Source organism: Pseudomonas sp. WS 5071, from assembly GCF_012985765.1.
Taxonomy (GTDB): domain Bacteria; phylum Pseudomonadota; class Gammaproteobacteria; order Pseudomonadales; family Pseudomonadaceae; genus Aquipseudomonas; species Aquipseudomonas lundensis_A.
Genome location: NZ_JAAQWY010000038.1, coordinates 1 through 25,083 on the forward strand (window position 1 = coordinate 1; position 25,083 = coordinate 25,083).

Sequence of the window (25,083 nt, forward strand, 5' to 3'; positions counted from 1 at the left end):
GGAGTAACTTGTTCAGCAGGGCAGCTTTACGCTCAGGTGAATAGCTCGACATTACAGCTCTCTTTGACGCCCCCGATCTATCGTTTTGATAAATCAGCTCAGGCGACAACTAGCCTGACACCGGGGGTTATTTTCCGGCTCAAAAAGTACACCCTGTGAGCCAGTGAAATTCATCAGCACGTCATCGCTATAGCCCCCACCAAGAGCACACTTATTTACGTTGGCGGCTTTCATGCCGCGTGATGGTGCGATCCAGTTCTGCGAGTGTGGTCAGTGTTTTAAGGAAAGTTGCCCCTGAACGACTTGAAAGATCGAATCCCTCTAGCAACGAGAGCACATTCACTTCTTTCGTCTGGAGTGCTTTGAAGGCGTCATAAAGCTCAAAACTGCATCTACCCAAACTTTGGACTGAGCAAATGACCAAGGTATCGCCCTTCCGGGCGAATTTAAGCAGCTCCATGAATTCGGGCCGCTCGAGAATCCAGATTGATTCGCTGACCACGTTTTCTGTGAACCAGCGTTCGATATTGTGCATCTGGGCAATATCGAAGCGCTGAGTGTTAGTGCTCCGTCCGCTGGCGATGATATAGGCGAGAGCACTCATAGATTATCTCCATCGCTATCCAGCCGACGTGAGGGCTCTCCGGAAATGCGGTCATCGATCCACTTTTCGATGGCGAGCGAATCCCATCCTACGGCTCGTGGACCTAGCCTTACTGAGTGTGGAAATAATCCTTGGCTCATCAAGCTGTAAATGTGCGCTCGCTTGAACCCTACGTAATCCTCTACGTCTGGAAGTCGAAGGATTCGACGGCCTTGAAAGACGCGCTGAGGCTGCGGCATTGGGGAAGATATAGACAGGTGCATCTGGAGACTCCTTGGAACCCTATGGTGCTTCGTGGACTGGACTGGATGCACCCATTCAATCCAACAAGCATGGGGGAGTCATTTCAATTGCAAATAATAGTTTTGCAATTGAAATTCAGATGGCCTTATCGGCCTCTTTAGCAGCTTTGTTGCATAACGCGAAAAGCTTGGGAAGACTGCTTTCGCTGATGCCGTACCACTTTCCATGACGGCCGAAAATTTCCTTGGTAACGCCGCTTTGATTGTAATTAGGGCGGCCAGGCTCGAGCAGCAGCTCCAGCAAGGCGGCAATTACAAGGGCGTGAGATGGTATTTCTTCCGCAACGCTGGCGGTGGCGGTGGCGGTGGCGGTGGCGGTGGCGGTGGCGGTGGCCTTACCGTTGATGCTGGCCGCAAATGAGTCAATTCCCAAGCGCTCGAATCGCACTTTACAATCCTGCGGCTTCAGCTCAACCGCCCATTCTTCGCACGGGTATGACGTTGCATCGGCTTCATGCTTTTCCCGCACTTGTCCGGATAGATAGATCGTGACCGGGCTCGTAGCGGGCGAGTCTAGGACAGTAAGCGGATTGAGTATCCGGGATTCGCCGTCGGCGTAAACAGCCTGAAAATACGAATCGTCCTCACCGATTATAGGTGAGGTGCTTTTGCCCGAAAGACCACCTAGGTTGACAAGGGCGATGCAATTCCCCTGCTCGCAGTGGCTGAATAGATCGTGCTGGGTTAGCTCGATCGATTTTTCTTGCTTTAAATATCGCAACGCTTGCTCGGTGGTAAACCATCTGAGCTGTGAGAGGTGATCAGGCATATCGACCCTTAGAGGAGAGAAGTAGGAGATTAGATAGCGTCGACCAAAAAGAACATTCCCGTTTCGACAGCCTAAGATGAGGCATGATCAGCCCAATCCTGCATTAACGGTCGACGCTTCTCAAGAAAGTCAGTCCTGGAATACGCACCCTCGGTTTGGTCTCGCTCATCGTGTGCAAGAGCCATCTCACAGACTTCTCGCGGATAGCTGGTGCACTCACTTGCCCAGTCGCGAAATGTTGATCGAAACCCATGACGAGTGATGTCAGCATGTTTCATTCCATGCAGGAGAGTACGCACTGCATTTGCATGCATCGCCCCGCTCTTTCCTCGCCCTGGGAATAGAAATGTACTCCCCTCGATGCGTGGGATCTTGGCGAGCATTCCTAATACCTGCTCGGAGAGTGGTATTGCAAAGGCTTTACGCGCCTTCATGCGTTCAGCCGATAGCACCCAGGTCTTGGACTCAAAATCGAACTCCTCCCAACATGCAAACCTAGCCATGTGAGCCCGAGCGCCAGTCAAGATCAATAGCTGTGCAGCAAACGACGGAAGGGATTCATCCTTTCGAAGCTTCGCCATCAATGCAGGTAGCTCAGACCACTTCATAGCTGCAAAGTGCACGCGCTTTCGAGCTGCTTTCTTAGCATCTCTGGAAAGAAGATGCTCCAGGTTACCCCGCCAACGCGCCGGATTCTCACCCCCACGCAGGCCACGTGCTTTTGCAGCATCGAGCACCTGCTCAATTTGCCCCCGAACCTCGTCCGCTGTGCGAGTTTTCTCAATCCATATAGGATTCAAAATCTTTTGCACAAGACTTACCTCGATCGCCTCAGCAGGAAGGTCACCGATCAATGGAAACGCATACTTCTCCATTTTTCGCACCCAACCCTTTCGCCATTTCTCAGAGTGCTTTCCGCTATGCGCTTGGTGGTACTCAAGGGCAAGGCTTTTGAACGAGTGACGCTTGGCCTCAGCAGCCCGCTCTACAGATCTGTGAGCTTCGCGTGCGACTTCTCGCTCCGATAGCGGGTCTGCGCCAGTATTCAACACCCGGCGAGCCTCCAGGGCATTTGCACGAGCATCGGGTAGGCTGATGTCTGGATAAGACCCAAGCCCCATATCACGGGACTTGCCGTTCCACTTGTAGCGAAAAATCCAGCTCCCCTTCCCATCAACGTTGTACTTGAAATACAGGTTTCCGCCGTCACCGGCGTAGCCTCGTTTACCGGATTTCAACAACCCGGCGATTCCCTTGACTGTCAGCTTGACCATATACCCGCCAGAAACCCAGCCCATACTCAGGCCCATACCCGAAACGGTAGATGATGTTGGTGGGTACTGGCAAGCAATGGACATCAAAAAGCATTATAGCCTTTATTTACAGGCAGATTACGTAGCGCTTCCAGATGATCGCGGACTTTGATGGACGCTAGAGAAGCCGCCCACAAGCCGGCTTTTTAATGCCCGTCGATTACATCTGCACTATTGCTGTGGGCATTTAAGGGCTAACGTTGGCCGATCGTTCGCGCACCACACGGGTACACCCCATGCTTATAGGGCTTACTAAGGGACTGATAGGTTTGGTTCAGCACTCACGCCCCACGTGTTTTCGGCCATTCCGTTAAACCAGTGATTGAGCGGGCGAGGCAAGCGTTGGGCGGTATGACGAAGTTGACTCAAAGCATCCCGCTGGTCGCTCATGTGTTGGCGGGCGATTTCGAAAGCGGCGTCAGCCGGTGCGCTCGCGCTGGCGAGTGCCGCCATTTGCATTTGCAAATCGGTGAGTCTGGCGAATAACAGCGAGAGAGGGTCCGCAGGGCCGTCGTTGTCGTCCAATAGATGATGAAGAGGTTCGAACTGCCGCTGCATGGCCTTTTTGGACGTGTCGGCCACATTGGCCGTCAATGGGTCAGCGCGCTTGGCGACGGCAGTACCGACGACGTTGACCACACCCGACAGCGCTCCGGCATCTACCGTACTGGCCAGGTCAGGCAGTTCATCTGCCAGCGTGATGAAGCGCGTGTTATTGCGCACTGCCAACAGCATGCGCAGGATCGGCGAGTTGGCTGAGGTCATGCCGGCCAAGTACTCAGCACCTTCGCGGGCGTCATTGAACGGCTTCAAACCAAGTCGCCCGACCGCTGCCGCCCAGTGCTCGGCGTAGTCCCGAAAGTACAGCTGCTCCACTTCAACCATGAGTTTGCGCATGCCCATCGCGCTGGTGCTGTTGCTCTCCCCCAGCACCCAGTTATTACCCAAGATGTCGCTCACCAGGCTCACGCCCTGGATCGAGAGATACTGTTGATACGCTTGCTGCGTGTAAAACCCCGGAACGTTGTAATCGGCGCCAGTCAAGAGATGGCCGTGCGGCCCTAGGTCTAGAGCAATACAGTAAGGCGGCAATGAGCGCGCCTGCTCACGGAGCGTGCGGTAGACCACGGTTGCCAGCGATTCGCTGCGCAGAACCTGACGCGCTTGAGCAATCAGTGCCGTATCGAGCGCAGGCTTTACCGGGGTGTTCAGCAAACGTTCGAGGTGCTGATTCAGGCCGTTCTGCACATGCGTCAGGCCGGGGTAGCGCATCGACCAGTCGTTGGCCATCCAGCCTGTGAGCCAGGCGGGGTCGCGTTTGTCACTGACGTCGAACATCAAGTAGGCGCGCAGGCTGTTGAGCAAACGTTCACGGTTGCTCAAGTTGGCGTGTATTTGTTGTTCGAGCTGCTGGACCACCCGCGGCATCAACTCGGTTTGCAAGGTGTGTTGATAAGCGCGCTCGACCCGCTCGCGCACCTCTGCGCCTTGATACAGCCCGGTGCGTTCATACAAGGCCGCATCCCATGCCGAAGGGAATACGTGAGTGGCGGCGTAATACGTGTCAAGGATTTGCAGTACGGCCAGGGCATCATCTTGAGGATTGAGTTGCCCATGTTGTTGAGTCCAGTGCGGAGTCAGCTGACGCAGTTGGTCAAAACGCGCATGGTTGGACAAAAAACTGCTGGTCCACAACACACCCATTCCCCCTACCACCCCCATCGCCAAGAGGTAGTGAAAACGCTGGCCCCAGCACAAACGTTGGCGCTTAGGCTTGTCGAGCCCGGCCCTCTGCGCGTCAGGGAACATCACACGCCTGAACAGATGGTGAATGAAGTAAGACTGGCCCGGGAGCTGCACGGGCAGGGTGCGGATTTTATCTCGCGCAACCTCGGCGGGTTGCGAGACGTCGGTAGCGCTGGTCAGGTAAAACCCCCGCAGCGGGCTGCCCTGTGGATAGCGGTTGAGCGAAAACGTCATGTCGGTAAACACACAAAGCCGTGTCGCGACTTCACTCAATTGCCGAGGAAAGTCCAGTATTCGCCCGCGCCGCTGCGCATCGCGCTCTTGATGCATACGCACGATGATCTGACTGTTAAGCCGCTGCAACAACGCCTCGCACTCGGCACGCATAAGCGCAGCACCGCCCTGCCCCTGCTCAAAGCTGGCACCGAATACCTGAGCGCGCTCTTCAAGGGGCAAAGGCTCGAAAAACTCGGTAAAGCCAGGTATCAGGTCAGTCTTGGTCAGCACCAGGTACACCGGCAACTCGATGCGCAACACCTCATGCACATCTTGCAACCGTGCACGGATCTGATCCGAAAGACCGGACAGCGTGTCAGTGCGGCCGAGCATCAGGGTATCTACAGGAATGGTCACCAACACTCCGTTCAACAGCCCCCCGCGCGTGCGTTTGCGCAACTGGCCAGGCAAGGTCCGCCAGTCGCTGGCATTGCGCGGCTCAATGCCGGAAGGCAAGCATCCTCCGGCGGTGTCGATTAATCCCCCGAGTTCAGCAAAGTACCACTCACAGTCCAGGGTGCTGCGCAGGTCGCGGGTGGGGCTGCCATCAAGGGTGTGCAGCGCAAATTCCAGACCGGAGACATCCAGCAAACGGGTTTTGCCGGCGCCTGGCGGCCCGAGCACCATGAGCCAGGGCAATTCGTCGCGCCAATGTTCAGGTCGGTCGAGGTGCACGCAGGTATCTTTTAGGGTGTACAGCGCCTGCCTGAAACGTTTTTGCAGGGTGTTGCAGGCGGCATCACCCCCTAAAGCTTCGCGTTCAGCCTCGTTTTTTTTACGCAGCCCTGCGCGCCCGCTGACAAACACCATGGTCACCCCCCAAAGAAGGACCACCGCACTGATGCTCAACGACCGCGCAACGGGGTCGACCCAAAACCTGTGACCGTTCACGGCCAGCAAATACCCGGCCCACCACACCAACAGCGCAACAGTCGGCACCCCAAACAGCGTCCACCGCCAGGTGTGATTCAGCAACCCCATGGCCTTGTGCAAACAATTGCTCATCATGACTTCCTGTTTACACCTGCGGCCTGATCCTCAGCCGCGTGCTGTTCGTAGTGTTGCATCACCGCTTCACGCTGTTGACTCAGCACCCAGGCGAACCCCGAATACATGACCGTCAGGCAGCCCAGGGTCAACGTGACCAGTAACCAACGCGGGACGATGCGCACCCGATGGCCGCGCCGGGCCTTCAGGCCCTGGCAGTGAGGCGAGGCATCACGGATCATATCGCCGCGCACATGACGGATCTGGCGATAGAGGCTGTCGCGTATCGCCTCTCGTTCGAGCGCACCGCCCCTCTTCACGTGAAAGCGGCCTTCGAAGCCCAGCGACAGGCTGACATAGAGCAACTCAAGCAAATACAGGTTCTTCGCGGGCTCCAGGCAAAGCCGATCGATCAATTGAAAAACGTTGGCGCCGCCCAAGGTTTCATTGTGAAAACGGCTCGACAGGCTCTTTGGCGGCCCGTCGTTCTCATTGCCCCACTCCGAGGTTGAAATGGCCTCATCCAGTACCGTGCACAGGACATAACGGGCGCTCATGACTTGCCCGCGTTCACACCCCGAATACAGGGCGTTGGCTTCGAACGCGTTCACGCCTGCACTGAGCCGGGCATGCAGGACTGGCAAGTCGTATTCCGCCATTGAGTGACGAAGGCCCACCACACATGACAACAACTCGCTGGCAGCCGCCACCAAGGGATTTGGGCCGACACTGAAGCGATCCGTCGGCTTGAGGTGAGCGGGGTAGACGATCCGTTCATCGACATGTTCACTACGCGGCAAGGGCCTCATCCTTATGGGGCCTGTTGAAGGGGCGCAAGGCAAACACCCCTGCTCTTCGCTGATCACGTGCGGAGCCCCAACGGACGATGGCGTCCACCATCGAAGGTAGAAGTGCCTTTGCAGCTGGCCAGTGCGCGGGGATCACGAGGCGTAGGCCCGAATCTCATCCGTACTGATGTTCAGACGCCCGAGGCGATACAGGAGCGTGCGCCGTGCGAGCCCCAGCTCAAGGGCGGCCTGGGTCTGGTTTCCGCCGTTACGCCGTAAACAATCGAGCAGTAAACCGCGCTCCATGGCGTCCATGCGCTTGCGATAATTGAGGCCACCCCACTCATCGGTCAGTTCGGAGGGCAGCACAAAATGCTCGGCCAGTAGCTCATGCCCGTCGCACAGCAGGACTGCACGCTCGACCAACCCTTTAAGCTCGCGCACATTGCCCGGAAAGGAATAACAGGCCAGTTGCGCCAGTGCGCTGTCGGCCAGCACGACGGGGCGGCGCTGCAAAAAAGCACAGGTGCTGGTTGCGAAATGAGTGGCCAGCTCACAGATGTCACTGCCGCGCTCACGCAGGGCGGGCAGCACCACCGGGAACTGCGCGAGGCGGTAATACAGGTCTTCACGGAAACGCCCCTGCCTCACTCGCTGCTTCAAATCACAATGGGTCGCGGCAATGATGCGAACGTCGATGGTGTGCGTTTCATTGCTCCCCAAAGGCCGGATTTCGCCTTCTTGCAGCACGCGCAATAATTTGGCTTGCAGCGCCAGTGGCATGTCCCCAATTTCATCCAGCAAGAGGGTGCCGCCGTGTGCAGCATCGAACAGCCCTTTGCGATCCCGCTCCGCTCCAGTAAAGGCACCTTTGCGATAACCAAACAATTCGCTTTCCAGCAGGTCCTCCGGAAAAGCGGCGCAGTTCTGCACGATGAAGGGATGGGCGCGCCGGGGGCCTGTATCGTGAATCGCCCGTGCCACGACTTCCTTCCCGGTGCCGGTCTCCCCCAGCAGGAGCACGGTTAAGGGGCTGTGCACAACGCGATTGATCAAACGGTAGGTTTTGCGCATGACCGGGCTGGAACCGATCAAGGTCCCGTTACTCACGCAACGGCTCAACGACTTGCCGCGTTGCGGGTTGCGCTCCAACAGCTTCATTTGCATCAATACAAAGCTACCCAAGGCGCTTAATGACGCGGCATAACCTTGCAGTTGCTGGCTGGTGTGACTGGCCAGCATCAGCACGCCAGCAACTATTTGACGCGAGTCCAGCATCGGTACAGCCAATAGTCCACGCCAAGGGACTCCGGCACTGGGCAAAAAATCGAGGTTGTGCAAACAGCTATCGAGGTTGCTCAAGTCAACAGCTCGATTTTGGCTGATGGCGTATTGCAACAAAGGCGTTTGGCCATAGTCGGCCTGACGTCCGGCACCGAACGCCGGGCGCAGCGTACCTTCAAACCACTGAGCCTTGAGCTCCAGCCGTTCACGCGAGGCATCCAACAGGTAAAGCTGGCTCAATTGGCACCCGATGAGCTGCGCCATTGCCTGAGCCGTCTGGCTCAGCAGCGTACGGCTGTCAGCGCTCAGCGACAGCCGGGCGAAATGAGCCAGCAGGGTTTCGGCATACTCCAGCGGCTGCGGGACGTGAGCGAACATCACACGCCCCTCACTCGCATTCACACGGTAGCGGGCCCCGGCGCCGCAACGGGGCCGGGGCTTGGGTCAGGTCTTGCAGGTCTGCGTTGATCATGTCTTCTGTCCTTAATGAAGTGTGCTGCTCAGGATCACGACTGCGTATGTCCGTTCGCGGGAAAGCCCCCGGCAGATATGCGCGAATACGTTGCCGACCCAGTCAACGGGTAGGTATGAATACGGAATTAGCCCTGAAGCAGGCGGTTGCCGTATGTTTGAAGCCGTGCAAGGGTTGGCGCCCTGCCCCGTGTACGCCCCAGCGCCTCAAACACAGTGGAAAAATGAACGTCACGCCCGGCAAAGTTGGCAGTAACCACAGGCGTTTGGGCCAATCCGATCAAGCGCTTGCGCACCTTGCTGGGACACGTCAACACCCGATGCTGCCTACGTGCGGTATCGGACGAATCACTGTCGGAGAAGCTATAAAACGTGCCATCGGTCACTCCTCGCGTCCGACCATGGAGCGCGACGATAGGGGAATGACTAACGAAAAAAAGTCGGAAATTTCGGTATTTCTATAGGAAGCGTCTCCGAGATTTAAAAAACGCCCAAAAAAAGTGTTTGGGTAGAAAAACACGCCAGAAAACTTAGTTATCCCTACAAAGCCTCAGGAAAAATTCAGACTTGGCCTAAGCCTCGTGGCTCAGTTCCTGTAGTCCAGCTTTTAAGCGGTGAAACACCTTCAAGCGACCGCCCTTGCAGCACGCTCAACGCCGTCAGATTTGCCCCAAAACCCGCTGTCTGCTAGTGTCAGCCGGTTTTAACGCCTACCGAGAACGCCGCCATGGCCCGCAAAAAAGCTTCCCTTGATTTCGAGCAGTCCCTCGCTGACCTGCAAACACTGGTCGAGCGTCTGGAAAACGGCGAGTTGTCGCTGGAAGACTCGCTGACAGCATTCGAGCAAGGCATCCGCCTGACCCGCGAATGCCAGGGCGCACTGGCTCAGGCCGAACAGAAAGTGCACATCCTGCTCGAACGTGATGGTGAATTGGCCCAAGAGCCATTTGATGCGGAACAACCCGAATGATTGATGCTTATCAAGCCAGCAGCCAGGCCCGTGTCAACGCGGCCCTTGAACGCTTGTTTGTCGCTCCGGCACCGGAGCTGGCCCGCCTGTACGAGGCGATGCGCTACAGCGTCATGAATGGCGGCAAGCGGGTCCGACCGCTGCTGGCCTATGCCGCGTGCGAGGCCTTGGGGGCCGACCCCGCGCAAGCCAATGGTGCGGCATGCGCAGTGGAGCTAATACACGCCTACTCGCTGGTGCACGATGATTTGCCAGCCATGGACGACGACGACCTGCGCCGTGGTCAGCCGACCACCCACAAAGCGTTCGACGAAGCCTGTGCGATTCTGGCCGGTGACGGGCTGCAAAGTCTGGCGTTTAGTGCCCTGCTCGATCCACACATGAACACGCTGGACGCTGACACGCGACTGCGCATGGTCTCTGACCTGGCGATGGCCGCAGGCCCGGCAGGCATGGTGGGCGGGCAAGCCATTGACTTGGGTTCGGTCGGGGTCAAGCTTGACCAGACTGCCCTCGAATACATGCACCGCCACAAGACGGGCGCGCTGATTGAAGCCAGCGTGCAGTTGGGCGCCCTGGCCAGTGGTCGCGCCCGCCCTGAAGACCTGCACGCCCTGAAGGTTTATGCCAGGGCCATTGGTCTGGCGTTCCAGGTTCAGGACGACATCCTTGATGTAGAGGGCGATACGGCTACGCTTGGCAAACAGTCAGGCGCCGACGCGGCCCGTGACAAACCGACTTATCCCTCATTGATGGGTCTGCCAGCGGCAAAAGCCTACGCGCTCGAACTGCGCGATCAGGCCATTAACGCCCTGCGACCTTTTGATGCAGCTGCCGAACCGTTGCGTGAACTCGCACGCTACATCGTGGGGCGCCGCCACTAAAAAGCGGCGCAACACAGATTTTTCAGACCTGCTCTACTGCCAAGGTCTGACTAACGAATACCAGACTCCGTGGGCAGCTTCCGTTGCATAAGGTAAACTGCCGCCTCTTCTTATACCTATAACGATTCGCCTGATGCCAACGACGTTTCATGAGATTCCCCGCATACGCCCGACCACGCCCCTGCTCGACCGAGCCGGCACGCCTGCGGGCCTGCGCCGGTTAGCCGAAGCCGAGCTGGAACCTTTGGCCGATGAATTGCGCCAGGAACTGCTCTACACCGTCGGTCAGACGGGCGGGCATTTCGGTGCCGGCCTGGGCGTCATTGAACTCACCATTGCGTTGCACTACGTGTTCGATACCCCGGACGACCGTCTGGTATGGGACGTGGGCCATCAGGCGTATCCGCATAAAATCCTGACCGGGCGCCGCGAACACATGGCGACCTTGCGTCAGAAGGACGGCATAGCCGCCTTCCCGCGCCGCGCCGAGAGCGAGTACGACACCTTTGGCGTTGGCCACTCCAGCACCTCGATCAGCGCCGCGCTGGGCATGGCCATTGCCGCCCGCCTGCAAAACAGTGACCGCAAGGCAATTGCCGTCATCGGTGATGGCGCCCTGACTGCTGGCATGGCATTCGAAGCCTTGAACCATGCCCCCGAAGTCGACGCCAACATGCTGGTGATCCTCAACGACAACGACATGTCGATCTCGCGCAATGTCGGGGGGTTGTCCAACTACCTGGCCAAAATTCTTTCCAGCCGCACTTACGCCAGCATGCGCGAAGGCAGCAAGAAAGTGCTGTCGCGCTTGCCGGGCGCCTGGGAAATCGCGCGCCGCACCGAAGAATATGCCAAAGGCATGCTGGTGCCCGGCACGTTGTTTGAAGAACTCGGCTGGAACTACATCGGCCCGATTGACGGCCATGATTTGCCAACGTTGATCGCAACGCTGCGCAACATGCGCGACCTCAAAGGCCCGCAATTCCTGCACATCGTCACTAAAAAGGGGAAAGGCTTTGCGCCAGCAGAAGCCGACCCGATTGGTTACCACGCCATCACCAAGCTTGAACCGCTGGACGCACCGGTTGCAGCGCCCAAAGTGGCCAGTGGGCCCAAGTACTCCGCCGTATTTGGCGACTGGCTGTGCGACATGGCCGCGGCCGATCAGCGCCTGGTGGGCATTACTCCGGCGATGAAAGAAGGCTCGGACCTGATCAAGTTCAGCGAGCGCTTCCCGCTGCGTTATTTTGATGTGGCCATCGCTGAACAGCATGCCGTGACCCTGGCCGCGGGCATGGCCTGTGAAGGCGCCAAACCGGTAGTGGCGATCTACTCGACATTCCTGCAACGCGGCTATGACCAACTGGTGCATGACGTTGCGGTACAAAATCTGGATGTCCTGTTTGCCATTGACCGTGCCGGTCTGGTGGGCGAAGACGGCCCGACCCACGCTGGCAGTTTCGACCTGTCGTACCTGCGTTGCATACCGGGCATGGTCATCATGACCCCGAGTGATGAAAACGAATTGCGCAAAATGCTCACCACCGGCCACCTGTACAACGGCCCGGCGGCGGTGCGCTACCCGCGCGGCACGGGGCCGAATGCGCCCATCGAGAAAACCCTGGAACCGCTGGAAATCGGCAAAGGCGTGATTCGTCGCAAAGGCAGCAACGTCGCGATGCTGGTGTTTGGCGTGCAGCTGGCTGAAGCCCTGAAAGTGGCTGAAACCCTCGACGCGACCGTGGTCGACATGCGTTTCGTCAAGCCGATGGACGAAGCCCTGGTGCGTGAAATGGCCAACAGCCACGAACTGTTGGTGACAATCGAAGAGAACGCCATCATGGGTGGTGCGGGAGCCGGGGTCAGCGAATTCATGGCCCGCGAAAACCTGCTCAAACCGATCCTGCACCTCGGTTTGCCCGACGTGTACGTCGAACACGCCAAGCCAAGCCAAATGTTGGCCGAATGTGGTCTGGATGCCGCTGGCATCGAAGCGTCTGTGCGTCAGCGCATGGCACTGCTGGGGCTGTAAACCTGTGTAGTCGCTGTCGAATCCTGGGGATCGGCAGCGGCTACAAGGGACTATAGAATTCGCACATCATGAAATCTCTTCGCCTGGCCTTGATTCTCAGCGTCATTCCAGCCAGTTCGGTGCTGGCTGATACCGAGGGGCGCGACAATGCCCTCAAGCTGCCGCAAACACTGATTACCGGCAACCGTCAGGTGCAAGCACGTTCTGACAGTTCCAGCGCCAACACCGTCTTTACCCGCGACGACATCGACCGCTTGCAGCCCACAGGCCTTACCGACCTGCTGGGCCGTGTGCCGGGCGTACAAGTGGCGCGCAGCGGTGGGCGCGGTGCACTGCCGGGCATCTACATTCGCGGCACCAAATCGGCGCAGAGCCTGGTGCTGGTCGACGGTCAGCGCATGGCCAACGCCACCTCGGCCGACAGCAACCAGCAATACCTGAACATTGATCAGATCGAGCGCGTGGAGGTGCTGCGCGGCTCGCGCTCGGTGATTTATGGCAGCGATGCGATCGGCGGCGTGATTCAGATTTTCACCCGGCGCGGCGCCGATCAAGCGCCGCAACTGCGCCTGCACAGTGCGCAGGGCAGCTACGGCAGTTCGCAAAACAGTGTCGGGGTGTCTGGCGGCGATGACCACACGCGCTTCAACCTCAGCGGTGCGCTGGAAAACACAGCGGGGATCAACCGCACCACGGTGTCCTACCCGGTCGATAACGACCACGATGCGTATCGCAACAAATCGGTCAGTCTGAACCTCAATCATCACCTGAACGACGGCCTTGAGATCGGCCTCAGCGCCATCAAAAGCGAGGGCAAAACCGAACTTGATGCGACGTTCGGGCAAAAGTCTTACAGCAATTTCGACATCAGCAGCGTAGGCAGCTTCATTGATGCACAGCTCTCTGAGCGCTGGAACTCGCGCCTCGAACTCGGCCACAGCGAGAACCGCGAAAAAACCCGAGACAAATTGAGCCCCGACCTTTACAGCTTCAACACCTACCGCGATTCCCTGAACTGGCAAAACAGCCTCTCGCTGGATGATCAAAACAGCCTGATGCTGGGCTTCGACGCGTATCAGGATCGGGTTCGTAGCAGCACCGCGTTCGACAAAGACAGTCGCTGGAACCGCGCCGTATTTGTGCAGCACCGCTTTCAGGGTGAGGGCTTTTCAACGGAGCTGGGGCTGCGTCATGACAAAAACCAGCAATTCGGCAGCAATAACACGTGGAGCGCCAGCCTGACAGTGCCGCTCAATGCCGCTAACGATGTGCTGCTGTCCTACAGCGAAGGCTTCCGGGCGCCTACGTTCAACGACCTGTACTACCCGCAGTTTGGCAATCCGGCGCTTGAGCCCGAACACTCCAAAAGTTACGAACTGCAGTGGCGCAGCCAACTGAGTGAAACCAGCCGACTGGAAACATCGCTGTATCGCACAGACATTCAAGACGCAATCGTCGCAGATGCCGACTGGATTCAGCAGAACATCGGGGCTGCACGCATCACCGGTTTCGAAAGCGCACTGCAACAGGAATGGTTCGGTTGGCAGAGCAGCCTCGGCCTGGCCATCATCGACCCGCGTGACCGCGACACTGGCAAAACCTTGAGCCGCCGGGCGCGCCGCACCTTGAGCCTCGATCTGGATCGACAGTTTGACCGGCTCGGCGTGGGCGCCAGCTGGCAAGCCGTAAGCAGCAGCTATAACGATGAACAGAATCAGCAGCCGATGGGCGGTTATGCCCTGCTGGGGTTGCGGGCGCATTGGCAGGCCAACTCAGACGTGCGACTGGACGTGAAAGTCGACAATCTGCTGGATAAAACCTTCACCCGCGCACTGTACGGATATGACGGCAACTATTACGGCTATCGCGAAGAGCGGCGCAGCCTACAGGTTGCCGTGACCTGGACCCCCAGCCTGTAAAACTGTGTGATTGCTGCCACACGCACGCCGTCAGCAGCTACTGCGCACGCCCAGCCAATTGTTCGCACAAACGAGCCGTGGCTTCGATCATCTGTCCGCTTGGGCGCTCAAGACCTTTGTCGTTGAGTAGCAACAAGCGCCCGTGCTTTACGGCGTCGAGCTGTGGCCAGGCCTTCCAGGCATCCAACTGCGCTTGGGTGCCTGCAATGATCACGTCGGGATTACGCTGCAAAACCGACTCCACGCTGACTTGGGGTGCCGGCAACGACAAGTCGGCAAACACATTGCGGGCACCGCAAACAGCCAGCGCGTCACTGATGATTTGCTGGCCACCTACCGTGTACAACGGCTGATCCCAGACTTGATAAAACACGCGTAACGGTTCTTCGCGGGTGTATTGCTGCTGCAATTGCTCCAGACGAGCGCGCAACCGGGTCGCCAACTCGCGCCCGCGTTCTGGGCGATTGAGCGCAGACGCTAACGCTTCGACCTGATCGGCCAGTTGGGTCAGGCTTTTCGGTTCGGCGGTGAAAGTGGGAAGGTTCAGGCGTTTCAACTGGTCGCGCTGAGCCACGCCAACGCTGCCTGGCCACAGCAGGACCAAGTCCGGGCGCAGGCTGAGCAGGCGCTCCATGTCCAGTTGGCCATAGCCGCCCACCGAGGGCACATTGGCCAACTCTGGCAAGGTCTCGCCCGCGTCCAGGCGCCCGACCAGCACGTCGGCCGCACCCAGTTCCACGACGATTTCAGACAGTGAAGGCGCCAGGCTGACGACCCGCATGCCTGCCATGGCCGAGGTGCTCACGGCCAGCAGCAGAACCGCCAGCCAGAGGCGCATCAGCCGACCTGACGCGGGATGCGGTAGAGGTAAAACAGCACCAGCGTCGACAACCCCAGCAGCAACAGCGGCACACCTTCAAGGCCGACAAACACGGCCAACGCAGCGATCCATGCGGGCAACCCTGCTGCCAGCAACGCACGACGCCGCACGTGCGCCAATTCATCCCAGGCCGCAGGTTCCTGGGCTGTATCAAGGGACTTTTGCAAATGGATCAGGCCATGTTTATAAGGCCCGAACGTGCGCAGGGTGACGAACATCGACAAGAGGCCCGCAATAAACAGAGGCATGGCCAATTCAGGCAAGAGCGGTTCGGACGCGCCGAAAAACACGTTAATCAGTACCAGCGGCAACAGGGTCAACACCAGCTGTTGCCACCAACTGAAACTCAGGCGCCGACGACGCTGGCCCCGAGTCACGCCGGGTCAGCCTCATTCTGGTGCTGATTGCCCATCATGTGCCCGAGCTTGTTGGCCTTGGTCGCCAAGTACAGTTTGTTATGCGGGTTCTGACCGGTGTGAAGCGGCACACGCTCGGCCACGGTGATGCCCATGTCGGTCAAGGCTTTGACCTTGCGCGGGTTGTTGGTCATCAGGCGCAATGACTTGACGCCCATGTGTTCCAGCATTGGCAGACAGATCGCGTAGTCGCGCTGATCGGCGGCAAAGCCCAGTCGCTCGTTGGCTTCGACGGTATCGGCACCACCGTCCTGCAATTCGTAGGCGCGCACTTTGTTCAGCAAGCCAATGCCACGGCCTTCCTGACGCAAGTACAACAGCACACCCCGGCCTTCACGGGCGATGGCCTGCAGGGCAGCTTCGAGTTGAGAGCCGCAGTCGCAGCGCTGGCTGAACAGGGCATCGCCGGTCAGGCATTCGGAATGCACGCGGCCCAGAACCGGCGCACCGTCCGCCACGTCGCCCAAACTGAGCACAACGTGTTCACGACCCGTGGCCTTCTCAAGGAAGCCATGCATGGTGAATTCGGCAAAGGGAGTAGGGAGTTTGCAAGCGGCAACAAAAGCGACGGGCACCGTGTGCTCCTGATCAATTTGAGGACTGGAAATTCGCAGAGGCGGCATTGTAACAGGACGTTCCTACAGACGCTTAGGCTGAATTATCGAGGATAAATATCAAAAAGTTTGATCAGACATACCCCGTAACGACTGCTGTAACAGGTGTTCGCCTTAAAAATGCTGATAGCCATGGGTTGCCGGGGTAATGTCCTGCCCCTGCGCATCCAGCACGCCAACACCCTGCCCTTCAACCACACAACCGATGACATGAATTGGCCAGCCATCGCCCAGCAGTGTAGGCAACTCAACAGGTGGCAGCGTAAATGCCAGTACGTAGTCATCGCCGCCGCTTAACGCCGCCAGTTGCGCTGGCGCATCACCCAGAAACTCCTGCAGCGCCACAGAGATGGGCAGGCGCTCGTTCTCAATCAGCAGCCGAACGCGCGATGCCTGCGCGATATGCCCGCAGTCAGCCAACAAGCCGTCCGAGATATCCAGCGCCGACGTTGCTTTGCCACGCAGCGCCTGACCCAGCGCCAGTTGCGGCTGCGGTGACCAGTAATGCGCCAGCAGCGGCTCTGCGATAAAGGATTCGGCGTTGCGCTGACCGAGCACCAGAGGCAAAGCACCCGCGGCATTGCCCAGCTCACCGCCCACGCAGAGCAGATCCCCCGGCCGGGCGCCACTGCGGGTCAGGGCGTGCCCCGTCGGGACGCGACCGAATACTGTCAACGTCAGGCACAAGGGACCACGGGTAGTGTCGCCACCGATCAGGCGCACGTTGCAGCGTTGCGCCATGTGATTCAAACCCCGGGCAAACGCTTGCAGCCAATCGGCTTCCACCGTCGGCAAGGTCAGGGCAAGGGTAAACGCGAGGGGGGTTGCGCCCATGGCCGCCAGGTCACTGGCCGCCACTGCCAGCGAACGCTGACCGAGCAAAAAAGGGTCGCAAGGGTCTGCGAAGTGCACGCCAGCTACCAGCGTGTCTGTGGAAATGGCCAGTTGTTCCCCGAAGGGAACATCCAGCAGGGCGCAGTCGTCGCCAATTCCCAAGGCAACGCCCTCGCCGCCCTGCGCACAAGGCGCGGCAGCGAACACGGTACGGATCAGCTCGAACTCGCCCATGGCCGACAGCGCTGTTTAGCGCTTGAACGCCTTGACTTCAGCTTCACGCAGGCGCGGCGCCAATTTATCCAGCACACCGTTGACGAACTTGTGCCCGTCGGTGGAACCGTACACTTTGGCCAGCTCGATGCCTTCGTTGATTACCACGCGGTAAGGCACGTCAACACGCTTGATCAGTTCCCAGGTAGACAGGCGCAGTACGGCCAGTTCAACCGGGTCCAGCTCTTCGATGGTGATGTCCAGGCACGGGGCCAGGGCAGCATCGATATCCGCTTTGATTGCAGGCACGCCGTGCAGGATTTCACGGAAGTACGCAGCATCAACGTCGGTGAAGTCGTTATCAACGCGGAACTGCGCTTCGATCTCGTTCAGCGAGTGCTTGGCCATGTGCCACTGATACAGCGCCTGTGTCGCGAGCTGACGCGCTTCACGACGTTTGGCGCTTTTGGAAGGCTTGCCAGCGTCCGCAGGTTTTGGATCGCGCGGGTTGAAACGATCGCTTTCGTCGGAAATCACTTGGCCTCCAACTGCGCCAACAGGCTGACCATTTCGAGGGCGGACAAGGCGGCTTCGGCGCCCTTGTTACCGGCTTTGGTGCCGGAGCGCTCGATGGCTTGTTCGATGGAGTCAACGGTCAGCACGCCGAATGCAACCGGTACGCCGAACTGCATGGACACCTGAGCCAAACCTTTGGTGCACTCGCCTGCCACGTATTCGAAGTGCGGAGTACCGCCGCGAATCACAGCGCCCAGGGCGACAATGGCAGCGAATTCATTGCGCTGGGCAACTTTTTGCGCAACCAGCGGGATTTCGAACGCGCCCGGCGCACGAATGATGGTGATGTCGTTTTCGTTCACACCGTGGCGAACCAGGGCATCAACGGCACCACTCACCAGGCTTTCGACAACGAAGCTGTTGAAACGGCCAACGACGAGTGCGTAGCGGCCTTTAGGGGCAATGAAGGTACCTTCGATGGTCTTCAGGGTCATTCGGTATGTCTCGTATTAAAGAGCCAGAACGCACTTGCGTGCGTTCTTTAATGAGTTTGGGCCACGAATTTCAGGCGGGAAACACCCGGTCATTATTCGGAGGGCACGTATTCTACAACTTCCAGATCGAAACCGGATATGGCATTGAACTTCATCGGTGAACTCATCAGGCGCATTTTTCGCACGCCGAGGTCACGCAGGATCTGCGAACCTGCCCCCACGATGCTGTAGGTGGTCGGTTTTTTGACCGGTAATGCATCGGCCGTTTCGCGGATATGGGCCAGCAACACATCGCCATCCAGCGGGTGCCCCAACAGCAGCACGACACCGCTGCCGGCCGCCGCAACGGCGCTCATGGCGGCTCGCAGGCTCCAGCGACCGGGCTGTTTGACCATCAACAGATCACGCAGCGGGTCCATGTTATGCACCCGCACCAGCGTCGGTTCGTCGGCGCAGATCTTGCCCAGGGTCAGTGCCATGTGCACGTCGCCTTCGACTGAATCACGATAGGTCACCAGGTTGAATTGGCCCAGTTCGCTGTCCAATGGCTGCTCGGCAATCCGCTGAACGGTACGTTCGTGGATCATGCGGTAGTGAATCAGGTCGGCAATGGTGCCGATTTTGATGTTGTGTTCAGCCGCGAATTTTTCCAGCTCGGCGCGACGGGACATGGTGCCATCGTCGTTCATCACTTCGCAGATCACACCACTTGGCTCGAAACCGGCCATGCGCGCCAGGTCGCAGGCGGCTTCGGTGTGGCCGGCACGGGCCAGCGTGCCGCCCGCCTGTGCCATCAGCGGGAAGATATGCCCCGGGCTGACGATGTCTTCAGCCTTGGCGTCCTTGGCCGCAGCGGCTTGCACGGTGCGGGCACGATCGGCGGCCGAGATGCCGGTGGTGACGCCGGTTGCGGCTTCGATGGAAACCGTGAACTTGGTGCCAAACCCCGAGCCGTTGCGCGGTGCCATCAACGGCAGCTTGAGCAGCTCGCAACGCTCGCGGGTCATAGGCATGCAAATCAGGCCACGGGCAAAACGCGCCATAAAGTTGATGTGCTCGGCCTTGCAGCACTCGGCGGCCATGATCAGGTCGCCTTCGTTCTCGCGGTCTTCGTCATCCATGAGGATGACCATCTTGCCTTGGCGGATGTCTTCAACCAGTTCTTCGATGCTGTTGAGCGCCACGCGGCACCCCCTTAAGTCAGGATTTGAGGTAGCCGTTGGCGGCCAGAAAACTTTCGCTGATGGTGCTGCCCTTGGTCGGCTCGGCGGCCTTGTCGCCCAGCAGCAAACGCTCCAGATAGCGCGCCAGCAGATCGACCTCAAGGTTCACCCGACGGCCCGGACGGTAGTCGTCCATGATGGTTTCGCTCAAGGTGTGCGGGATGATGGTCAACGAGAACTCGGCGCCATTGACCGCGTTCACGGTCAGGCTGGTGCCGTCGACCGTGATCGAGCCTTTGTGGGCGATGTATTTGGCCAGCTCTTTTGGCGCACGGATGCGGAATTCAATGGCGCGGGCGTTCTCTTCGCGGGATATCACCTCACCGACGCCGTCCACGTGACCGCTCACCAGATGACCGCCCAGACGCGTCGTCGGGGTCAGGGCTTTTTCGAGATTGACCCGGCTGCCCGCTTTCAAATCGTTGAAAGCCGTGCAGTCGAGCGTCTCGCGACTGACGTCGGCCATGAAGCCGTTGCCCGGCAGCTCAACCGCCGTCAGGCAAACGCCGTTGATGGCAATGCTGTCGCCGAGTTTAACGTCGCTCAGGTCGAGCTTGCCGGTCTCTACATAAACCCGTACATCACCACCTTTTGGGGTCAGTGCACGGATGTTGCCGATGGATTCGATGATGCCGGTAAACATGGCGTTCCCCTTGAGAACAAAACCTGCGTAAAACGGAGGCTGTGAATTATACGCTGGCTAATGGCACTGGGATGGCAGTGACTCGCCAGTCATCCCCAACTGCGCGCAGATCTGTGATCTTGAGTTCGGTCGCTTCGCTCATGCGGGTCAATGGCAGCTCCAGCAGAGGACGCGCGGTTGAACCCAAGAATTTGGCCGCGATGAAGATTTGATATTCATCCACCAGCCCTTGCTCGGCAAATGCGCCCGCCAGACGTGGACCGGCTTCAACCAGTACCTCGTTAACGCCCCGGGCCGCCAGCGCCACCAGCAATTGACGCAAATCGACCTGACCGTTTTCGCCGGGGATCACCAGGCACTCTGGCCCTGTGCGGTATTGCCCCGCTGGCGGTACACACGTGGCAACGAGTGCCGGACCTGCTTTGAAAAACGGCGCATCGAGCGGCACGCGCAGGCGGCCATCGATCAACACGCGCAACGGCGGCCGGCTCATGACCAGCGCGGTCTGCTCGGCATCCAGGCCCAGCTCATCAGCACGCACGGTCAGGCGCGCGCCGTCGGCCAGCACAGTGTCTGCCCCCGTCACCACAACGCTGGCCTCGGCGCGCAGACGCTGCACGGCCGAACGTGCGGCGGGGCCTGTGATCCATTGGCTTTCGCCGCTGGCCATCGCCGTGCGCCCGTCCAGGCTCATTGCCAATTTGACCCGCACAAAGGGCAAGCCCAGCTCCATGCGTTTGAGAAACCCTTTGTTCAGGGCACGCGCTTCGGTTTCGAGCACGCCGCAGCGCACGTCGATACCGGCATCGGCCAAACGCTTGAGGCCACGCCCGGCGACTTCCGGGTTAGGGTCTTGCATGGCGGCCACCACGCGGGCGACCCCGGCAGTGACCAACCCTTCGGCGCACGGCGGGGTACGGCCATGATGGCTGCACGGCTCAAGGGTGACATAGGCGGTCGCCCCCCGGGCAAGTTCGCCAGCGGCACGCAATGCGTAGACCTCGGCATGGGGTTCACCGGCCCGCACATGCCAGCCCTCGCCCACGATCTGGCCGTCACGCACAATCACGCAGCCGACGCGCGGGTTGGGATGGGTGGTGTACAGACCCTTTCGGGCCAGCTCGATGGCACGCGCCATGTAATGGGCGTCCAGGACGGTTTGCTCAGTGGACACAATCACTCCTTTGAAGGCTCACGGGCAAGGCGGTCGATCTCTTCGCGGAACTCGTTGAGGTCCTGGAAACGTCGATACACAGAAGCGAAACGGATGTAGGCCACTTCGTCGAGTTTTTGCAGTTCGGTCATGACCAGCTCACCGACCACCAGCGATTTGACTTCGCGTTCGCCGGTGGCGCGCAACCTGCTTTTGATATGCGCCAGCGCCGCTTCAAGACGCTCGACACTGACCGGGCGTTTTTCCAGCGCACGCTGCATACCGGCGCGCAGTTTTTCTTCGTCGAACGGCTGACGGCTGCCGTCCTGTTTGATAAGGCGGGGTAAGACCAACTCAGCTGTTTCAAAGGTGGTGAAGCGTTCACCACAGGCCAGGCATTCGCGCCGGCGACGCACCTGATCGCCCTCGGCGACCAGACGCGAGTCGATGACTTTAGTGTCGTTGGCACCGCAGAAGGGACAGTGCATGGTGGCAGGCAACAAAAAATGGGGAGCGCCATGGTAGCGCATCCCACTGGCAAGACAAGCCATAGGCTTTACGGTATACAGTCCGCCTACTACGTTTTACACAATCCGATACGTCGACTGACCTGCTGCTGGAGCCCTCTATGTCGCTACGAACGCTTGTTTTGCTGTGCCTCGCCAGTGTGCTGGTCGCGTGTAGCAGTGAGCCGCCCAAGTCGGCGCAACCTCAAGTGCTGACCCAGCCTAAAACCGATGCGCCTGCGGATCTCGGCCCCTTGCCCGCCCATCAGCGTGAACTGAGCGGCGTACTGACAGGCGCGCCCGCGGGCGCCGAAGTTGAACTGGCGATGTTGATCGTGGATGAACGCGGCCGTCCTCAAGGGCTGATGGCCAGCAGCAAGATAGTCGGCAACAACCAGCCGCTGCCGTTCAAGCTGCGCTTCAATCCGCAGGCATTCCCGGCCGGTGCGCGGGTTGAACTGCGCGGGCGCGCCAGCCAGTCCGGACAACTGATCCTGCACTTGCCGTCACGCATCATCCAGCAGCCGACAACGCAAGCCTTGGGCACCTTGGCATTTGTCAAAGCACCATGAGCCCGCCGCTCGCCCTGCAACAGTCGCTAAGTGAGCTGCTGGGGGATGCGCGACTGGTGGTCACCGACTTGCCTGACACGTCACTCAAGCTGTGGCTGATCGACGCGCAGAACATGAACCGCGCCTTCACCCCGGACGAGACCCGTCGGATTTTGTACGAACCTCCGTACTGGGCGTTTTGCTGGGCCAGCGGTTTGGCACTGGCACGTTACTTGGCCGACCAGCCGCACTGGGTCAAAGGCAAGCGCGTGCTGGACTTCGGCGCAGGCTCAGGCGTAGCCGCGATTGCTGCAGCCAAAGCAGGCGCACTGGAAGTGCTGGCGTGCGACCTCGACCCGCTGGCGCTGGCAGCCTGCCAGGCCAATGCGGCGCTCAATCAGGTGCAATTGAGCTATTCCAGCGATTTCTTTGGCGAGGCGGACCGTTTCGATCTGATCCTGGTGGCTGATGTGCTGTACGACCGCGAAAACCTGCCGTTGCTTGACCAGTTTTTGACCCGCGGCCAACAGACGCTGGTGGCCGATTCCCGGGTGCGTGATTTCAGGCATCCGTTGTACCGCCAGTTGGAAAGCCTCAAGGCACTCACGTTGCCGGATCTGGCCGAGCCCCATGAGTTCCGCAACGTGAGCCTGTATCACGCGCAGCGCTGCCAAGCCACTTTCAGCGTGCCCGCACAGCCTTTATAGTTGCCTTCATTTACCTGTTTCGAGACCCACAATGACTCAACCTACGACTTCTTATAGCTTCGACGTGACGTCGGCAGACTTCGACAAACAGGTTGTTGAAGCCTCGTTTGATCAACCCGTACTGGTGGATTTTTGGGCTGAGTGGTGCGCGCCGTGCAAGGTGATGCTGCCGATTCTGGAGCAGATTGCCCAGGACTATCAGGGCGAACTGCGGCTGGCCAAGGTTAACTGCGACGTGGAGCAGGACATCGTGGGCCGCATCGGCATTCGCACCCTGCCGACCGTGGTGTTGTTCAAAGACGGTAAAGTGGTTGACGGCTTTCAGGAAGCGCAACCCGAATCCGCCATTCGCGCCATGCTTGAGCCTCATGTCGTCATGCCTGCCCCGGCTGCTGAAGACCCGATGGTGCAAGCGCAGGCCCTGTTTACCGAAAGCCGCTTTGCCGACGCTGAAACGTTGCTCAAGCAGGTACTCACCGAAGACAACACCAACGCCAAGGCGCTGATTCTGTATGGCCGCTGCCTGGCTGAGCGTGGCGAGCTGACTGAAGCGCAAGCCGTGCTGGACGCGGTTAAAAGCGACGAGCATAAAGCCGAGCTGGCAGGCGCCAAGGCGCAACTGACCTTCTTGAGCCAGGCCAAAGACCTGCCGGATGTTGCTGACCTGAAAACCCGCGTGGCGCAAAACCCGCTGGACGACGAAGCCGCCTATCAACTGGCAGTTCAGCAGCTGGCGCGCCAGCAATACGAAGGCGCCCTGGAAGGCTTGCTGAAGCTGTTTATCCGCAACCGCAGCTTCCACGAGGGCATTACTCATAAGACGCTGCTGCAAGTGTTTGATCTGCTGGGCAATGATCACCCGCTGGTCACCACCTATCGCCGCAAATTGTTTGCCGCGCTGTACTGACCTGCGCACCGCAACAGCGCGCCCTCACCGGTTTACTCAACCCAGCTGTAAACCGGTGAGTCGGCGCCGCTCACCACTTTCACTTCGCGGCTATGGCGCAGACGCACCAACAGGCGTTTTCCCGCCCCTGTGCTGCCGGTCAAAGCCTCCAGTTGCTCCAACAACTGCGGCCCGGTCATTTGTCCGGCCTTACGCAGTATGTCTTTGGTCATTTCCCACACCGTGTCGTCCTGACTCACCGGGGGGCTGACGACTGCAGCATGGCCGGGCGCAGACGTTTTAATCTGCCCACCCAACTGCGCCCACTCCGCCTCATCCAGTTCAACCGTCAAGTCGACGGGCCAATCGCCTATTGTTCCGCGAATCCGCACCATTGCAGGGCTCCTCAAGTTTCATGTGCGCATGCTCCCATGCGTCTTGCGTAACGCCAAGCACACGGGCAAACTCTCGCGATCTCGTTATAAGATTACATAACAAAACATTCATCCATTTCTTGCTGGAGTCATGCTATGCGTCGTTTGCTGCTCGCTTTGCCGTTCGCTTTATTACCGCTGGCCGTGGTGCACGCGGCTCAAGCGCATGATCACGAACATGGCAGCCTTGCCCCCCATGAACACGGCGTCGGCACATTGAATGTGGCACTTGACGACAACACACTGGAACTGGACCTCGACAGCCCTGCGATGAACCTGGTGGGGTTTGAACACGCGGCCACTACCGATGCAGACAAAGCCAGCGTTGCGGCCGCCAAGGCCCGACTGGAAAACCCGCTGACTCTGTTCAACCTGCCGTCGGTGGCAAAGTGTGTGGTTGAGGCGCAGGACCTTAATAGCCCGCTGTTCGACCCCGCGCCTGAAGAAGGCGCGAGCAAGGCCAAGACTGAACATCACCACAGCGATGTCGAAGCACACTACGCGTTTACCTGCGCCGAACCGGGCCAGTTGAAAAACCTCGACCTCGGCACGTTTTTCAAGACATTCCCCGGGACCCACACATTCAAGGTACAACTGATCGGTCCGAACGGTCAGCAAGCAGTCAACGTGTCAGCGAAAGCGCCGACGCTGACGTTCTGACTACGGCG

The 25,083-nt window shown here is 59.0% G+C and carries 26 protein-coding genes; 8 read left to right on the plus strand and 18 right to left on the minus strand.

The window, feature by feature from the left end; genetic code table 11:
- Positions 1 to 211 precede the first annotated feature (211 nt).
- The 7 genes from HBN61_RS19935 to HBN61_RS19965 form a co-directional block, all read right to left on the minus strand.
- Entirely contained in the window at positions 212 to 604 is a 393-nt protein-coding gene (locus HBN61_RS19935; protein WP_170047712.1) for a recombinase family protein, read from the minus strand.
- The gene (locus tag HBN61_RS19940) at positions 601 to 843 is read right to left on the minus strand and encodes an AlpA family transcriptional regulator (RefSeq protein ID WP_170047747.1); all 243 of its coding nucleotides are present in this window, start codon (positions 841 to 843) and stop codon (positions 601 to 603) included. The genes HBN61_RS19935 and HBN61_RS19940 overlap by 4 nt, the downstream gene beginning before the upstream one ends.
- A 139-nt stretch (positions 844 to 982) precedes the next feature.
- Positions 983 to 1,675, minus strand: a complete 693-nt coding sequence (locus HBN61_RS19945) for a hypothetical protein (RefSeq protein WP_170047714.1) — start codon at positions 1,673 to 1,675, stop codon at positions 983 to 985.
- A gap of 71 nt (positions 1,676 to 1,746) precedes the next feature.
- Positions 1,747 to 2,949, minus strand: coding sequence for a tyrosine-type recombinase/integrase (locus HBN61_RS19950; RefSeq protein WP_170047715.1), 1,203 nt, complete (start codon positions 2,947 to 2,949; stop codon positions 1,747 to 1,749).
- Between the two features lie 291 nt (positions 2,950 to 3,240).
- Positions 3,241 to 6,015 (minus strand): type VI secretion system membrane subunit TssM, encoded by a 2,775-nt coding sequence (gene tssM / locus HBN61_RS19955; protein WP_170047717.1) that lies wholly within the window; start codon positions 6,013 to 6,015, stop codon positions 3,241 to 3,243.
- On the minus strand, positions 6,015 to 6,806 hold the full coding sequence (gene icmH, locus HBN61_RS19960; RefSeq protein WP_170047719.1) for a type IVB secretion system protein IcmH/DotU: 792 nt from the start codon (positions 6,804 to 6,806) through the stop codon (positions 6,015 to 6,017). The genes tssM and icmH overlap by 1 nt, the downstream gene beginning before the upstream one ends.
- Before the next feature lie 132 nt (positions 6,807 to 6,938).
- The gene (locus HBN61_RS19965; RefSeq protein WP_170047721.1) at positions 6,939 to 8,447 is read right to left on the minus strand and encodes a sigma 54-interacting transcriptional regulator; all 1,509 of its coding nucleotides are present in this window, start codon (positions 8,445 to 8,447) and stop codon (positions 6,939 to 6,941) included.
- Positions 8,448 to 9,267: 820 nt separating this feature from the next.
- On the opposite strand from HBN61_RS19965, the gene HBN61_RS19970 reads away from it, so the two are divergent.
- The 4 genes from HBN61_RS19970 (at position 9,268) to HBN61_RS19985 (ending at position 14,345) form a co-directional block, all read left to right on the plus strand.
- Positions 9,268 to 9,510, plus strand: coding sequence for an exodeoxyribonuclease VII small subunit (locus tag HBN61_RS19970; protein ID WP_047295759.1), 243 nt, complete (start codon positions 9,268 to 9,270; stop codon positions 9,508 to 9,510).
- Complete coding sequence (locus HBN61_RS19975; protein ID WP_094992140.1) at positions 9,507 to 10,394, plus strand: polyprenyl synthetase family protein; 888 nt, start codon at positions 9,507 to 9,509, stop codon at positions 10,392 to 10,394. Before HBN61_RS19970 ends, HBN61_RS19975 begins: the two co-directional genes overlap by 4 nt.
- A 133-nt stretch (positions 10,395 to 10,527) precedes the next feature.
- Positions 10,528 to 12,426 carry a 1-deoxy-D-xylulose-5-phosphate synthase gene (dxs, locus tag HBN61_RS19980; RefSeq protein WP_170047723.1) on the plus strand — a complete coding sequence of 633 codons (1,899 nt, stop codon included), beginning with the start codon at positions 10,528 to 10,530 and terminating at the stop codon, positions 12,424 to 12,426.
- A gap of 68 nt (positions 12,427 to 12,494) precedes the next feature.
- Complete coding sequence (locus tag HBN61_RS19985; protein ID WP_170047725.1) at positions 12,495 to 14,345, plus strand: TonB-dependent receptor domain-containing protein; 1,851 nt, start codon at positions 12,495 to 12,497, stop codon at positions 14,343 to 14,345.
- Between the two features lie 37 nt (positions 14,346 to 14,382).
- Here the strand turns inward: HBN61_RS19985 and HBN61_RS19990 are convergent, their stop codons facing one another.
- The 10 genes from HBN61_RS19990 to nrdR form a co-directional block, all read right to left on the minus strand.
- Positions 14,383 to 15,183, minus strand: coding sequence for a cobalamin-binding protein (locus HBN61_RS19990; protein WP_170047727.1), 801 nt, complete (start codon positions 15,181 to 15,183; stop codon positions 14,383 to 14,385).
- Positions 15,183 to 15,602, minus strand: a complete 420-nt coding sequence (locus tag HBN61_RS19995) for an MFS transporter (RefSeq protein ID WP_094992136.1) — start codon at positions 15,600 to 15,602, stop codon at positions 15,183 to 15,185. Before HBN61_RS19995 ends, HBN61_RS19990 begins: the two co-directional genes overlap by 1 nt.
- A complete protein-coding gene (ribA, locus tag HBN61_RS20000; RefSeq protein ID WP_169963935.1) occupies positions 15,599 to 16,216 on the minus strand; it encodes a GTP cyclohydrolase II in 618 nt (205 codons plus the stop codon). The genes HBN61_RS19995 and ribA overlap by 4 nt, the downstream gene beginning before the upstream one ends.
- Before the next feature lie 153 nt (positions 16,217 to 16,369).
- Entirely contained in the window at positions 16,370 to 17,323 is a 954-nt protein-coding gene (gene thiL / locus HBN61_RS20005) for a thiamine-phosphate kinase (protein ID WP_170047729.1), read from the minus strand.
- A 15-nt stretch (positions 17,324 to 17,338) separates the two neighbouring features.
- Positions 17,339 to 17,839 (minus strand): transcription antitermination factor NusB, encoded by a 501-nt coding sequence (gene nusB, locus HBN61_RS20010; RefSeq protein ID WP_094992133.1) that lies wholly within the window; start codon positions 17,837 to 17,839, stop codon positions 17,339 to 17,341.
- A complete protein-coding gene (gene ribH / locus HBN61_RS20015) occupies positions 17,836 to 18,312 on the minus strand; it encodes a 6,7-dimethyl-8-ribityllumazine synthase (protein WP_047277819.1) in 477 nt (158 codons plus the stop codon). Before ribH ends, nusB begins: the two co-directional genes overlap by 4 nt.
- A gap of 92 nt (positions 18,313 to 18,404) precedes the next feature.
- Positions 18,405 to 19,496, minus strand: coding sequence for a bifunctional 3,4-dihydroxy-2-butanone-4-phosphate synthase/GTP cyclohydrolase II (gene ribBA / locus HBN61_RS20020; RefSeq protein WP_094992132.1), 1,092 nt, complete (start codon positions 19,494 to 19,496; stop codon positions 18,405 to 18,407).
- Positions 19,497 to 19,512: 16 nt separating this feature from the next.
- A complete protein-coding gene (locus tag HBN61_RS20025) occupies positions 19,513 to 20,178 on the minus strand; it encodes a riboflavin synthase (protein WP_094992131.1) in 666 nt (221 codons plus the stop codon).
- Positions 20,179 to 20,224: 46 nt separating this feature from the next.
- Positions 20,225 to 21,316, minus strand: coding sequence for a bifunctional diaminohydroxyphosphoribosylaminopyrimidine deaminase/5-amino-6-(5-phosphoribosylamino)uracil reductase RibD (gene ribD / locus HBN61_RS20030; protein WP_094992230.1), 1,092 nt, complete (start codon positions 21,314 to 21,316; stop codon positions 20,225 to 20,227).
- Between the two features lie 38 nt (positions 21,317 to 21,354).
- The gene (nrdR, locus tag HBN61_RS20035) at positions 21,355 to 21,819 is read right to left on the minus strand and encodes a transcriptional regulator NrdR (RefSeq protein WP_162199719.1); all 465 of its coding nucleotides are present in this window, start codon (positions 21,817 to 21,819) and stop codon (positions 21,355 to 21,357) included.
- Positions 21,820 to 21,959: 140 nt separating this feature from the next.
- Between nrdR and HBN61_RS20040 the strand changes: the two genes are divergently transcribed.
- The 3 genes from HBN61_RS20040 to trxA are packed head-to-tail and all read left to right on the plus strand — an operon-like array spanning position 21,960 to position 24,002.
- Positions 21,960 to 22,409, plus strand: a complete 450-nt coding sequence (locus HBN61_RS20040) for a YbaY family lipoprotein (RefSeq protein WP_094992130.1) — start codon at positions 21,960 to 21,962, stop codon at positions 22,407 to 22,409.
- The gene (locus tag HBN61_RS20045) at positions 22,406 to 23,095 is read left to right on the plus strand and encodes a class I SAM-dependent methyltransferase (protein ID WP_170047731.1); all 690 of its coding nucleotides are present in this window, start codon (positions 22,406 to 22,408) and stop codon (positions 23,093 to 23,095) included. The genes HBN61_RS20040 and HBN61_RS20045 overlap by 4 nt, the downstream gene beginning before the upstream one ends.
- Before the next feature lie 31 nt (positions 23,096 to 23,126).
- Positions 23,127 to 24,002 (plus strand): thioredoxin, encoded by an 876-nt coding sequence (gene trxA, locus HBN61_RS20050; protein ID WP_094992128.1) that lies wholly within the window; start codon positions 23,127 to 23,129, stop codon positions 24,000 to 24,002.
- Positions 24,003 to 24,034: 32 nt separating this feature from the next.
- Here trxA and HBN61_RS20055 read toward each other — a convergent pair whose 3' ends face one another.
- Positions 24,035 to 24,376, minus strand: coding sequence for a hypothetical protein (locus HBN61_RS20055; RefSeq protein WP_094992127.1), 342 nt, complete (start codon positions 24,374 to 24,376; stop codon positions 24,035 to 24,037).
- 135 nt (positions 24,377 to 24,511) lie between these two features.
- Between HBN61_RS20055 and HBN61_RS20060 the strand changes: the two genes are divergently transcribed.
- Positions 24,512 to 25,075 (plus strand): DUF2796 domain-containing protein, encoded by a 564-nt coding sequence (locus tag HBN61_RS20060; RefSeq protein ID WP_094992126.1) that lies wholly within the window; start codon positions 24,512 to 24,514, stop codon positions 25,073 to 25,075.
- Positions 25,076 to 25,083: the final 8 nt, after the last annotated feature.